This is a genomic window from Streptomyces sp. NBC_00259, from assembly GCF_036181745.1.
GTDB lineage: Bacteria > Actinomycetota > Actinomycetes > Streptomycetales > Streptomycetaceae > Streptomyces > Streptomyces pratisoli.
On record NZ_CP108080.1, the window covers coordinates 2,376,761 to 2,389,450 of the forward strand.

At 69.2% G+C, this 12,690-nt stretch carries 12 protein-coding genes; 4 read left to right on the plus strand and 8 right to left on the minus strand.

Annotated elements, in window-relative coordinates; all coding sequences use genetic code 11:
- The first annotated feature begins 18 nt into the window (after positions 1-18).
- A complete protein-coding gene (locus OG766_RS10680; protein ID WP_266374435.1) occupies positions 19-891 on the plus strand; it encodes a TerD family protein in 873 nt (290 codons plus the stop codon).
- A 106-nt stretch (positions 892-997) separates the two neighbouring features.
- Here the strand turns inward: OG766_RS10680 and OG766_RS10685 are convergent, their stop codons facing one another.
- From OG766_RS10685 to OG766_RS10710, 6 genes are all read right to left on the minus strand, one after another.
- Entirely contained in the window at positions 998-1,735 is a 738-nt protein-coding gene (locus OG766_RS10685) for a TerD family protein (RefSeq protein ID WP_266374434.1), read from the minus strand.
- 158 nt (positions 1,736-1,893) lie between these two features.
- The gene (locus OG766_RS10690; protein ID WP_266374432.1) at positions 1,894-3,027 is read right to left on the minus strand and encodes a DUF475 domain-containing protein; all 1,134 of its coding nucleotides are present in this window, start codon (positions 3,025-3,027) and stop codon (positions 1,894-1,896) included.
- A gap of 68 nt (positions 3,028-3,095) precedes the next feature.
- Entirely contained in the window at positions 3,096-3,671 is a 576-nt protein-coding gene (locus OG766_RS10695; protein ID WP_266374430.1) for a TerD family protein, read from the minus strand.
- A gap of 130 nt (positions 3,672-3,801) precedes the next feature.
- Positions 3,802-4,377 (minus strand): TerD family protein, encoded by a 576-nt coding sequence (locus OG766_RS10700; RefSeq protein WP_266374429.1) that lies wholly within the window; start codon positions 4,375-4,377, stop codon positions 3,802-3,804.
- A 183-nt stretch (positions 4,378-4,560) separates the two neighbouring features.
- Entirely contained in the window at positions 4,561-5,019 is a 459-nt protein-coding gene (locus OG766_RS10705) for a peroxiredoxin (RefSeq protein WP_266374428.1), read from the minus strand.
- A gap of 163 nt (positions 5,020-5,182) precedes the next feature.
- Positions 5,183-5,611, minus strand: a complete 429-nt coding sequence (locus OG766_RS10710; protein ID WP_266374427.1) for a DUF3052 domain-containing protein — start codon at positions 5,609-5,611, stop codon at positions 5,183-5,185.
- Positions 5,612-5,950: 339 nt separating this feature from the next.
- Here OG766_RS10710 and aceE point away from each other — a divergent pair, with 339 nt between their 5' ends.
- A complete protein-coding gene (gene aceE / locus OG766_RS10715; protein WP_266374426.1) occupies positions 5,951-8,698 on the plus strand; it encodes a pyruvate dehydrogenase (acetyl-transferring), homodimeric type in 2,748 nt (915 codons plus the stop codon).
- A 76-nt stretch (positions 8,699-8,774) separates the two neighbouring features.
- Positions 8,775-9,647 (plus strand): potassium channel family protein, encoded by an 873-nt coding sequence (locus tag OG766_RS10720; RefSeq protein ID WP_443045473.1) that lies wholly within the window; start codon positions 8,775-8,777, stop codon positions 9,645-9,647.
- Here OG766_RS10720 and OG766_RS10725 read toward each other — a convergent pair.
- Entirely contained in the window at positions 9,628-10,032 is a 405-nt protein-coding gene (locus tag OG766_RS10725) for a peptidase inhibitor family I36 protein (protein ID WP_328725154.1), read from the minus strand. The two genes, OG766_RS10720 and OG766_RS10725, sit on opposite strands and share 20 nt — an antisense overlap.
- A gap of 190 nt (positions 10,033-10,222) precedes the next feature.
- Positions 10,223-11,827 (minus strand): MFS transporter, encoded by a 1,605-nt coding sequence (locus OG766_RS10730; protein WP_328725155.1) that lies wholly within the window; start codon positions 11,825-11,827, stop codon positions 10,223-10,225.
- Between the two features lie 126 nt (positions 11,828-11,953).
- Between OG766_RS10730 and OG766_RS10735 the strand changes: the two genes are divergently transcribed.
- Positions 11,954-12,640, plus strand: a complete 687-nt coding sequence (locus tag OG766_RS10735) for a TetR/AcrR family transcriptional regulator (RefSeq protein ID WP_266374422.1) — start codon at positions 11,954-11,956, stop codon at positions 12,638-12,640.
- The last annotated feature ends 50 nt before the right edge of the window (positions 12,641-12,690 follow it).

The window sequence follows — 12,690 nt, forward strand, 5'->3', positions numbered from 1 at the left end:
GAAGGCAGGATGACGGGCATGACGCACGCGATGCTGAAGGGCTCCAACGTTCCGCTCGGAGCGACCGCGGTCCGGGCCGTTCTGCGCTGGTCCCCCGGCGCCGGGGTGCCTGACGTGGACGCGTCCGCCCTGCTGCTGGGCACCGACGGCCGTGTGCGCTCCGACGAGGACTTCGTCTTCTACAACCAGCCCCGGCACCCGTCCGGACTGGTACGGCTGCTGCCCAAGAAGCACACCGGCGAGGGGTTCACGGACACGGTCCAGGCGGACGTCGGCTCGCTCGACGCGTCGGTCGACCAGGTGGTGCTCGCGGCGTCCTGCGACGGCGGCACCTTCTCCGGCGTGCGTGACCTGCGGATCATGATCTACGACGCCGCGACGACGGACGGTGAGCCGCTCGCCTCGTTCGACGTCCGCGCGGAGACGGGCGAGGAGACCGCGGTCATCTGCGGCGAGCTGTACCGGCGCGGCGACGGCTGGAAGTTCCGCGCGGTGGGGCAGGGCTATCCGACGGGGCTGATCGGCCTGGCCACGGCCTTCGGCATCTCGGTGGACGACAGTGAGCCGTCCGGCACCCCGGCGCAGGGAGCGGCCACGTCTCCCGCCGCGCCCACCGTCTCCGCGCCGCTGCCGCAGGCCCAGCCGCAGCCGCAGCCGCAGCCCGCCTACGGCTACCCGCAGCCGGCCTCGCCGACCGCCCAGCCCGCCTACGGCTATCCCCAGCCCGCATCCCCGGCGACGCAGCCGGCCTACGGCTATCCGCAGCCGGCGGCCGCCGCCACGGACCCGCAGACCGGGTACGGCTATCCGCAGCCCGCCGCAGCGGCCGCTCCCGCGCCCGACCCGAACTTCCGGCTGCCTCCGATGGGCCCCCAGTTCATCCGGCAGTAGCCGGCGGTCCTTCCGCAGCAGACGGCAGGTGGCAGGCAGCAGACGACAGACGGCAGACGGCAGACGGCAGACGGGCAGACGGGCAGACCGCAGGGACGGGAGCCGCTCAGGCCTTGGTCTTGTAGCCGCGGCCCCACTGCAGTCCCCAGCCGTACAGCCGGTCCAGCTCGGCCTGGAAGCCGTACACGAACTTCACCTCGCGGCGTACGACCAGCTCGCCCTTGACGTTCTCCACCATGAAGACCGCGCAGGAGCGGGCCTGTGGTGCGCGCTCGTCCAGTTCGATCTCCACCCGCGGCCCGTTGCTCGGGTAGAGCGTCACCTTCGCGTGCGTACGGTCGAACGCCGGCGTCCGGTCGTAGATGTAGACGAAGAACAGCAGCCGCTTGATCGAGTCGCGGTGGTCGAGATTGACGAACAGCGTCTCGCCGGACGGTGCGCCGAACCGGTCGTCGCCGCTGAGCCGGACGAACGGCGGCTCGTTGAGGCTGCCGAAGAAGCTGCCGAGCGGCTGCACCACGCCCTTGCTGCCGTCCGTCAGCTCGTAGAGACAGCCGAGGTCGAGGTCCACGTTGACGACGCCCTGGGTGTGCGCCTGGACGACCTCGGGCCGGAAGAGCTTCGACGGATGACGCAGCAGCCGGCCGCTCTGCCGGGACCGGCCCTCGATGTCGGACGTCCGCATCCGCCAGGAGAGATTGACCCGGAGGTTTCCGGTGGCGGCGCCCTGCTTGCTGAGCGAGACCTGCGGGCGCCGCTTGGTCAGCTGGATGGAGTTCGTCGAGGCGCTGCCCGAGTCGAACTGCGCGTCCCTGCCGCGCCACAAACCGTCCCAGAAGGCCATGTCCCCCACCCCTGCCTGCGCCGGCCCTCCCGGAGCCGGTCCCGATTACCCCTCGCGCGGTCCCGGTGACGACCTCGTCCCGGTAACCGCGCGGGGCGGCCCGGAGACCGTCTGCCTCCTGGCCGCCCCGCTCAGAGCGTTCCTCAAACCCCGCGGCGTCACACTTCCTTTGCCGCGAGTACCTCTTCCTTCGGCTCCTCCGCCGCCAGCCGGCGGTTGCGCCGAACGGAGGACCAGAAGGACCAGGCGATCAGGGCCACACCGATGAGACCGGTGACGACCTCGGGGACCTCGTACTGGATGGTGATCAGCAGGATCACGGCGAGGGCGCCGATCGCGTAGTGCGCGCCGTGCTCCAGGTAGACGTAGTCGTCGAGGGTGCCCTGGCGGACCAGGTAGACCGTGAGGGACCGGACGTACATGGCGCCGATACCGAGGCCGAGCGCGATGACCACCGGGTCGTTGCTGACCGCGAAGGCGCCGATGACACCGTCGAAGGAGAACGAGGCGTCCAGCACTTCGAGGTACATGAACATGAAGAACGCGGCCTTGCCGACGAGCTTGGCGGCCGAGACCGGCTTTCCGGTCCGCCTGGCCTCCTCCTCGGCCTCGTGCTCCCGCTCCTCCTCCTCTTCGAGCTTGTCCTCGAAGTAGCCGGAGAGACCGCCGACGACCATGTAGGTGATCAGGCCGGCGACGCCGGCGAGCAGCACCGTCGCCGACTTGTCCGCGTGCACGCCGCCGTACTGGTGGGCGTGGACGGCGAAGGTCGTCGCGGTGATGAGCAGGACGATCAGCGCGATGCAGGCCGCCAGCATGTCGACCTTGCCGAGCTTGGCCAGCGGCCGCTCCAGCCAGGCGAGCCACTTGATGTCACGGTCCTCGAAGATGAAGTCGAGGAAGATCATCAGAAGGAACATGCCACCGAACGACGCGATCGCCGGGTGGGCGTCGGTGACCAGTTCCTCGTAACGCGCGTGGTCGTTCAGCGCGAGGTCGACCGCCTCGATGGGGCCGAGTTGCGCGGTGATCGAGACGATCACGACGGGGAACACGAGCCGCATGCCGAAGACGGCGATCAGGATGCCGATGGTGAGGAAGATCTTCTGCCAGAACTCGCTCATCTTCTTCAGCACGCCGGCGTTGACCACCGCGTTGTCGAAGGAGAGCGAGACTTCCAGGACGGACAGGATCGCGACGAGCCCGAAGGCCGTCCATCCCCCGTAGAACACCGCAGCGACCAAGCCGAGCGCAGTGACTGCGAACGACCAGCCGAAGGTTTTCAGAACCACTGGCTACCCAATCGTTGTGTACGGAGCTCTCCCGCCGAACGGGACTCCCCCGCGCCGCACGCGGCTTTTTACGAAACGTTGACCCCAAAGTCTAGAGCGATGCCCCGGAGCCCCGACGCGTACCCCTGGCCCACCGCCCTGAACTTCCATTCGCCGCCGTACCGGTACAGCTCGCCGAAGATCATCGCGGTCTCGGTCGAGGCGTCCTCGCTCAGGTCGTAGCGCGCGAGCTCCTGACCGTCGGCCTGGTTGACCACACGGATGAAGGCGTTGCTGACCTGGCCGAACGTCTGGCCGCGATTGTCGGCGTCATGGATCGAGACCGGAAAGATGATCTTGTCGCAGTGAGCCGGGACCGCGGAGAGGTCGACGATCAGCGACTCGTCGTCCCCGTCACCCTCACCCGTGAGGTTGTCGCCGGTGTGCGTGACCGAGCCCTCCGGGCTCGTCAGATTGTTGTAGAAGACGAACCACTCGTCGCCGAGCACCCGGCCCGACTGGCAGAGCAGTGCGCTCGCATCGAGGTCGAAGGGCGCTCCGGTGGTGGAGCGCGCGTCCCAGCCGAGCCCGACGAGGACCTGGGTGAGGTTCGGTGCGGCCTTGGAGAGGGAGACATTGCCTCCCTTGGCGAGCGTGACGCCCATGTCGGTGTCCTCCCCTGGATGTGCGGAATTACAGGCGCGTCCGGCGCCGCACGGATGGTGTGCGGCGCCGGCTGCGTTTCTCCGGGGTCGGCCCCCGGACCCCCAGCAGACTGGGACGTACGGGTGTGGCTCAGACGTTGACCCCGAAGTCCTGCGCGATGCCGCGCAGACCCGAGGCGTAGCCCTGGCCGATGGCGCGGAACTTCCACTCCGCTCCGTTGCGGTACAGCTCGCCGAAGACCATGGCGGTCTCGGTCGAGGCGTCCTCGCTCAGGTCGTAGCGCGCGAGCTCCTCGCCGTTGGCCTGGTTCACCACGCGGATGAACGCGTTGCGGACCTGGCCGAAGGACTGCTGACGGCTCTCGGCGTCGTAGATCGACACCGGGAACACGATCTTCTGAACGTCGGCCGGGACACCGGCGAGGTTCACCTTGATCTGCTCGTCGTCGCCCTCGCCCTCGCCGGTGATGTTGTCACCGGTGTGCTCGACCGAGCCGTCGGGGCTCTTCAGGTTGTTGAAGAACACGAAGTTGCCGTCGAGTGCGACCTTGCCCTCGTCGTTCGTCAGCAGGGCGCTGGCGTCGAGGTCGAAGTCGGTCCCGGTGGTGGTGCGGACGTCCCAGCCCAGACCGACGGTGACCGCGGTCAGGTTGGGGGCGGCCTTGGTCAGCGAGACGTTGCCGCCCTTGCTGAGGCTGACTCCCACGAGTCCTCCCATGTGGTTTCAGGGGCAGCGCCCCCGTCGTGCGTTGGCATTCGGATCAACGTGTGGATCCTAGTGACCGGTTCCCGGGTGAGACACCCTTTGAGCCGGGGGTCCGGGGGTTTGTCCCCCGGAACGGCACAGCGGCCGGGGTCCTCCCGCAGTCGCGGGTGCCGGCCAGGGCGATCAGAGGGTGTCGAGCGCCTTGACGTAGTCGTTCAGGTCGCGGGCGTCCGGGAGACCGTTGACGACGGTCCAGCGCACCACGCCCTCCTTGTCGATGATGAACGTGCCGCGTACCGCGCAGCCCTTCTCCTCGTCGAAGACGCCGTACGCGCGCGAGGTCTCGCCGTGCGGCCAGAAGTCCGACAGCAGCGGGTACTCCAGTCCCTCCTGCTCGGCGAAGACGCGCAGGGTGTGGATGGAGTCGTTGGAGACGGCGAGCAGCTGGGTGTCGTCGTTGACGAACCTCGGCAGCTCGTCGCGGAGCGCGCAGAGCTCACCGGTGCACACCCCGGTGAAGGCGAAGGGGTAGAACAGCAGCACCACGTTCTTCTCGCCGCGGAACCCGGCGAGGCTCACGGTCCGCCCGTGGTTGTCCTTCAGCTCGAAGTCCGGGGCCTTGGTGCCGACCTCGATCGCCATGACTGGTGCATCCCTTCGCTCGCCGCTCCGGCACCGGCCGTGACCGGCGCGGGTCCGTGTCCGGGCCGCGTCCGGGACCGTGCCGGTGCCGTGTCTGTGGCGCCCAGCCTACGCACAGGGCCCCCGCCGGCGGCTGCCGACGGGGGCCCTGGACTGCTCTGACTCAGCGCTTGGCCTTGGGCGTGACCAGCCTGCTACCGGTCCAGTCCTTGCCCGCGTTGACGCTCTTCGTCTGCGAAAGGCCCGCCGTCTGGGAGGCCTCGTTGATGTCACTGGGCTCGACGTAGCCGTCACGGCCGGTCTTAGGCGTCATGAGCCAGACCACTCCGCCGTCGTCGACCAGACCGATGGCGTCCACGAGCGCATCCGTAAGGTCGCCGTCCTCGTCACGGAACCACAGCAGGACGACGTCAGCGACGTCGTCGTAGTCCTCGTCGACGATTTCCTGGCCGATCACGGCCTCAATGCCCTCACGGAGCTCGTGCTCGACGTCATCGTCATAGCCGATCTCCTGGACCACCTGTCCGGGCTCGAACCCCAGCCTTGCAGCCGGGTTGGTCCGCTCCTCCGCGTGGTCCGCGGTCGCGCTCACGGCTTGCCTCCTGATCTTGTTTCGGAAAATGCTTCAGCCGCGCGCGTACGCGAGGCGTTGGCCCGTAGTCCACACGGGCGGGACGGATCGCGCAAGTACCCGGCCGTCGAGACCGCCGAAACGGTGACGTTTACGGCCGACTCGCCCCAACTCCGGATCGGGCTTCCGTCCGCCCTGGTGAGCCGTGCTCACCCCTTCGCCACCTTTGTACGCTTCCGCACCCACGGTTCGCCAATCGGGGGCGCTTGGTTACCGTTCGGTAGAGATGACGTTTTGCTCCCCGGGGGTACACGATGGTGGCGGCGTGACGACACAGCAACCGACCAGCGAAGGAACAGCGTGGCTTCCGGATCAGATCGCAACCCGATCATCATTGGCGGCCTTCCGAGCCAGGTCCCGGACTTCGATCCGGAGGAGACCCGGGAGTGGCTCGACTCGCTCGACGCCGCCGTCGACGAGCGCGGCCGTGAACGGGCCCGCTACCTCATGCTGCGACTGATCGAGCGGGCCCGCGAGAAGCGCGTGGCCGTGCCCGAGATGCGCAGCACGGACTACGTGAACACCATCGCGACCAAGGACGAGCCGTTCTTCCCCGGCAACGAGGACATCGAGCGCAAGATCCTGAACGCGACCCGCTGGAACGCCGCGGTGATGGTGTCCCGCGCCCAGCGGCCGGGCATCGGCGTCGGCGGACACATCGCGACCTTCGCCTCCTCCGCCTCCCTCTACGACGTGGGCTTCAACCACTTCTTCCGGGGCAAGGACGAGGGCGACGGCGGCGACCAGATCTTCTTCCAGGGCCACGCCTCGCCCGGTATCTACGCGCGCGCGTTCCTGCTGGACCGGCTGAACGAGACGCAGCTCGACGCCTTCCGCCAGGAGAAGTCGAAGTACCCGAACGGGCTGTCGTCGTACCCGCACCCGCGGCTGATGCCCGACTTCTGGGAGTTCCCGACCGTGTCGATGGGCCTCGGCCCCCTCGGCGCGATCTTCCAGGCGCGGATGAACCGCTACATGGAGGCGCGCGACATCGCCGACACCTCCCGCAGCCATGTGTGGGCGTTCCTCGGCGACGGCGAGATGGACGAGCCGGAGTCGCTCGGCCAGCTGTCCATCGCCGCCCGTGAGGGCCTGGACAACCTGACCTTCGTGGTCAACTGCAACCTCCAGCGGCTCGACGGCCCGGTGCGCGGCAACGGGAAGATCATCCAGGAGCTGGAGTCGATCTTCCGCGGCGCCGGCTGGAACGTCATCAAGCTGATCTGGGACCGCACCTGGGACCCGCTGCTGGCGCAGGACCGGGACGGTGTGCTGGTCAACCGGCTGAACACGACGCCGGACGGCCAGTTCCAGACGTACGCCACGGAGACCGGCGCGTACATCCGGAAGCACTTCTTCGGCGACGACCACCGGCTGCGCCAGATGGTCGACGGCATGACCGACCACCAGATCCTGATGCTGGGCCGCGGCGGTCACGACCACCGGAAGATCTACGCGGCGTACGAGGCGGCCCGCGCCCACAAGGGCCAGCCGACCGTGATCCTCGCCCAGACCGTCAAGGGCTGGACGCTCGGCCCGAACTTCGAGGGCCGCAACGCGACCCACCAGATGAAGAAGCTGACGGTCGACGACCTGAAGGGCTTCCGCGACCGGCTGCACCTGCCGATCACGGACGCCCAGCTGGAGAACGGCGCGCCGCCGTACTACCACCCGGGCCGCGACTCGGAGGAGATCCAGTACATGCACGACCGCCGCAAGGGCCTGGGCGGGTACGTCCCGACCCGGGTCGTGCGGTCGAAGCCGCTGGCCCTGCCGGACGACAAGACGTACGCGGCCGTGAAGAAGGGCTCCGGGCACCAGTCGATCGCCACCACGATGGCGTTCGTGCGGCTGCTGAAGGACCTCATGCGGGACAAGGAGATCGGCCGGCGCTTCGTGCTGATCGCGCCGGACGAGTACCGCACGTTCGGCATGGACTCGTTCTTCCCGAGCGCGAAGATCTACAACCCGCTCGGCCAGCAGTACGAGGCCGTGGACCGCGAGCTGCTGCTCGCCTACAAGGAGTCGCCGACCGGACAGATGCTGCACGACGGCATCTCCGAGGCCGGCTGCACGGCCTCGCTGATCGCCGCCGGCTCCGCCTACGCGACGCACGGCGAGCCGCTGATCCCGGTCTACGTCTTCTACTCGATGTTCGGTTTCCAGCGGACCGGCGACCAGTTCTGGCAGATGGCCGATCAGCTCGCGCGCGGTTTCGTCCTGGGTGCCACCGCCGGCCGTACGACCCTGACCGGTGAGGGTCTGCAGCACGCGGACGGCCACTCCCAGCTGCTGGCCTCGACGAACCCCGGCTGTGTCGCGTACGACCCGGCCTTCGGTTTCGAGATCGCGCACATCGTCAAGGACGGTCTGCGCCGGATGTACGGCTCGGACGCCGAACACCCGCACGGCGAGGACGTCTTCTACTACCTGACCGTCTACAACGAGCCGATCCAGCACCCGGCCGAGCCTGAGAACGTGGATGTCGACGGCATCCTCAAGGGCATCCACCGCTACCGGGCGGGCGAGGCGGGCCGGATCCCGGCGCAGATCATGGCGTCCGGTGTCGCCGTGCCGTGGGCCGTCGAGGCCCAGCGGATCCTCGCCGAGGAGTGGGACGTCCGGGCCGATGTGTGGTCGGCGACGTCCTGGAACGAGCTGCGGCGCGAGGCCGTCGCGGCCGAGGAGCACAATCTGCTCCACCCGGAGGAAGAGGAGCGCGTCCCGTACGTGACGCGGAAGCTCGGCGACGCGGAGGGTCCGTTCGTGGCCGTCTCCGACTGGATGCGGTCGGTGCCGGACCAGATCTCCCGCTGGGTGCCCGGCCGTTACACCTCGCTGGGCGCGGACGGCTTCGGCTTCGCGGACACGCGCGGCGCGGCCCGCCGGTACTTCCACATCGACGCGCAGTCGATCGTGCTGGCGGTACTGACCGAGCTGGCGCGCGACGGCAAGGTGGACCGCTCGGTGCTGAAGCAGGCCGTGGACCGCTATCAGCTGCTGGACGTGGCGGCGGCGGACCCCGGCCCGGCCGGCGGCGACGCGTAGTTCCTGGCGCAGGGGACGGCCCCCGCGCGCGCCCACGGTGGGCGCGGGCGGGGGCCGTCCCGTACCGCCGCCTACTATGCGGCCCATGAAGGAACAAACCGCGCAGATGCGCTGGGAGGCGCGTACCCAGGGACCGCTGCTGGGGCTCGCCGTGGCGTTCGGCGTCGCGTACGCCGTACCGATCGTGGCACCGGACGCCGACGCCTGGGTGCACGATCTCTGTGCGGTCGTGGAGTGGACGGTCTGGGGCGTCTTCGCCGCCGACTACCTCGTACGGCTCTGGCTGGCGCCGTACAAGGGACTGTTCGTGCGCAAGCATCCGCTGGATCTGCTGGCGGTGCTGCTGCCGCTCGTGCAGCCGCTGCGGCTGCTGCGGGTGGTCGCCACCCTGCTGCTGGTCGGGCGGCGCGCCCGGATGGCCCCGCAGGTCACGCTGACGACGTACGTGGCGGGCGCGGTCGTCGGGCTGATGATGTTCGGCTCGCTCGCGGTGCTGCACGTCGAGCGGAACGCGCCCGACGGGAACATCAGAACGCTGGGCGACGCCGTGTGGTGGTCGTTCACGACGATGACGACGGTCGGATACGGGGACCACGCGCCGACGACCGGTCTCGGGCGGGTGCTCGCGGTGGGGCTGATGCTCTCCGGTATCGCCCTGCTCGGTGTGGTGACGGCCAACATCGCGGCCTGGTTCATCTCCCGCTTCGAGCGGGACGACGCCGAGGAGCGCCGTCAGACGGCGCTCCTCGAAGCCCTGACCACGGAGGTCAGGGAGCTGCGGGCGGAGGTGGCGCGGCTGTCGGACAGGGCGGCGGCGCCTGCGCCCGAGGTGCCGGCACAGAACGCCGCTCCTGCTTCTGTTCCTGCTTCTGTTCCTGCTCCTGTTCCTGTTCCTGCTCCTGCTCCTGCTCCTGCTCCTGCTCCTGCTCCTAGTTCTCCCACACCTTGAACGCCCGTACCCGGTACGGGGACTGCGGCACCCACGTCCCGCCGCCCGGATACGTCTCGAACTCGGCGGTCTCCGCGCACTCCGCCGACTGGTAGGTGGTGACGGGCCGGCCGGTGCGGTTGGCGAGCGCCTGGGCACTCGCGCCCGCAGGGAGCGCCACGCAGGACTCGATGTCGAGCCCGGACAGCTCATGGATGTGCCGGGCCCCCGTGAAGTCCGGCTTCTCCCAGAGGCACAGCTCGCCGGGCGCGCAGGCGCCGAGCTGCGGCCGCGGCGCGGCGTTGGCTGTGGCTGTGGCTGTGGCTGTAGCTGCGGCGCCTGCGGCTGTGGTCGGTGCGAATGCCGCGGTCAGCGCCAGGGCGGCCGCGAGGACGGTCGTACGCATGGTGGATCAACCCCCGTGTCGTTGTGGATCACTCGGCCGCAGCCTGACCCGCGCCGACGCGGGTACGGAAGACCCGCCGGGCCGGTTCATCCTGATAGGCGACAGCCCCGCCGGACGGTTCCGGCGGGGCTGTCGTCCCTCACACGCGTCACGGCGTTGACGTCGAAGGATCGACGTCGACGCGTCGCCGTCAGATGTGGGCCGCGCCCGCACCCCCATCCGCGTTCTCCCCGCGCTTGGTGAACAGGGCGACCGCCCCGGCCAGCACCGCGACGATGCCGGCGACGGTGAAGGCCATGCCCATGCCCGAGATGAAGGTCTCGTGCGCGACGTCGGTGATCTGGGCCGCGACCTGCGTCGGGGTCCCGGGGGCGACGGGCGGCATGCCGACCTCGACCGCTTCCTTGGCCAGGCCGAGCTGATCGGGCGAAAGCGGCGGAAGCTTGGCGTCCGCCCAGTTCCCCGCGAGGTCGGAGCTGACCTTGGCCGACATGACCGCGCCCAGCACGGCCGTACCGAGGCTGCCGCCGACCTGCATGGCGGCCTGCTGCAGACCGCCCGCGACACCGGACAGCTCCAGCGGGGCGTTGCCGACGATGACCTCGGTGGCTCCGACCATGACCGGCGCCAGGCCGAGACCGAGGAGGGCCAGCCAGACGGACATCGGCAGCGTGCCGGTGTCCGTCGAAAGGGTGGTCATCCCGAACATCGCGACGGCCGTGCACACCATGCCGCCGACGAGCGGGATGCGCGGGCCGAACCTGGTGATGAGCGCTCCGGCGAGCGGCGACGAGACGATCATCATGGCGGTGAGCGGCAGCAGATGCAGACCGCTGTCCACGGCGCTCATCCCGTGCACGTTCGCCAGGTAGAAGGTGACGAAGAACAGACCGCCCATGAAGGCGAAGGCCATCAGGACCATCAGCACCGTGCCCGCGGTGACCGGGACGGAACGGAACAGCCGCAGCGGGATGAGCGGCTCGGCGACCCGGGTCTCCCAGAAGGCGAACAGCACGAAGAGGACCAGGGACCCGGCCAGCCAGCCCAGCGTGCTCGCCGAACCCCAGCCCCACTCACCGGCCTTGATGAGCGGCCAGATGAGGGCGAACATCGCGCTCGACAGCAGCGCGATGCCGGGGATGTCGAACGACTTCGGCGCGTTCTCGGCGCGGTGGTCCTTGAGGATCACCGCGCCGAGGACGAGCGCGAGGACGCCGACCGGCAGGTTGATGAAGAAGACGGACTGCCAGCTGACGTGCTCGACGAGGACACCGCCGAGGATGGGGCCGCCGGCCGTCGAGGCGCCGATGACCATGCCCCAGATGCCGATCGCCATGTTGAGCTTCTCGGCGGGGAAGGTGGCGCGCAGCAGGCCGAGCGCCGCCGGCATCAGCAGGGCGCCGAAGAGGCCCTGGAGCACCCGGAAGCCGACCACGAGCGCGATGGAGTCGGACAGGCCGATGGCGCCGGAGGCGGCGGCGAAGCCCGCGACACCGATGAGGAAGGTCTGACGGTGGCCGAAGCGGTCACCGAGCTTGCCGGCGGTGATCAGCGCGACGGCGAGCGCCAGCAGATAGCCGTTGGTGATCCACTGGACGTCGGCGAGGGTCGCGCCGAGGTCCTTCTGGATGGCCGGGTTGGCGATGGCGACGATCGTGCCGTCCAGCGCGACCATCATCACGCCGATGGCCACGGAGAAGAGCGTCAGCCAGGGGTGGCCGCGGAGCCCCTTGGCCCGTGCCGGTACGGGACCGCGGTCCACGGGCACCTTGTCGACGGTGGTCTGACTAGTCATGCCGAGCACATTATGTCAGCGTCTGACAGTTGACAAAACATTTCATCAGTCGGTAACTGTCATGTGGCTCACAAGTACGCTGAGCAGGGGAAAGCAGCACAGAGACGACGGAGGGCGAGCCGACAGGTGACGGGAACCGGACTGCGTGAGCTGAAGAAACAGCGCACCCGCGACGCCCTGCTGCGGGCCGCGCTCGAACTCTTCACGACGCAGGGGTACGAGCACACGACCGTCGACGAGATCGCCGACGCCGTCGAGGTCTCCCAGCGCACCTTCTTCCGGTACTTCGCCAACAAGGAAGAGGTCGCCTTCGCCGTCCAGGACATCGTCGAGTCCCACTTCGTCGACGCCCTGCGCGCACGGCCCGCCGAGGAGGGCCCGTTCGACGCCATGCGCAACGCCGTGCGGTCCGCCTGGGACACCATCGAAGAGGCCATCGGCGAGGTCGTCCCCGTCGAACTCCACATGCGGGCCTACCAGATGATCGAGTCGACCCCCTCCCTGATCGCCGTCCATCTGCGCCGCTCCGCCGAACTGGACGAGCAGGTCGCCCGGCTGATCGCCGACCGCGAGGGTCTCGACGTCGACACCGACCCCCGGCCGCGGGTCGCCGTCGCCGCCGTCGCCGCGGTGATGCGGGTGACCGGCCGGCTCTGGGGACAGGGCGAGGACCCCAGCCTGGCCGCCATCCGCGAACTGACCGAGAAGTATCTCGACCACCTCGGGCCCGCGCTGGCGGCGGACTGGCACAGCCCGGTCGCCGCCGCGCCCCGGGACACGTCTCCCCGTACCTCCGGCGCGCACGGAGAGTAGTCGATTCATCCTCTCGAATGTCCGGACGCGTGATCTCCCTCACGGTCTTC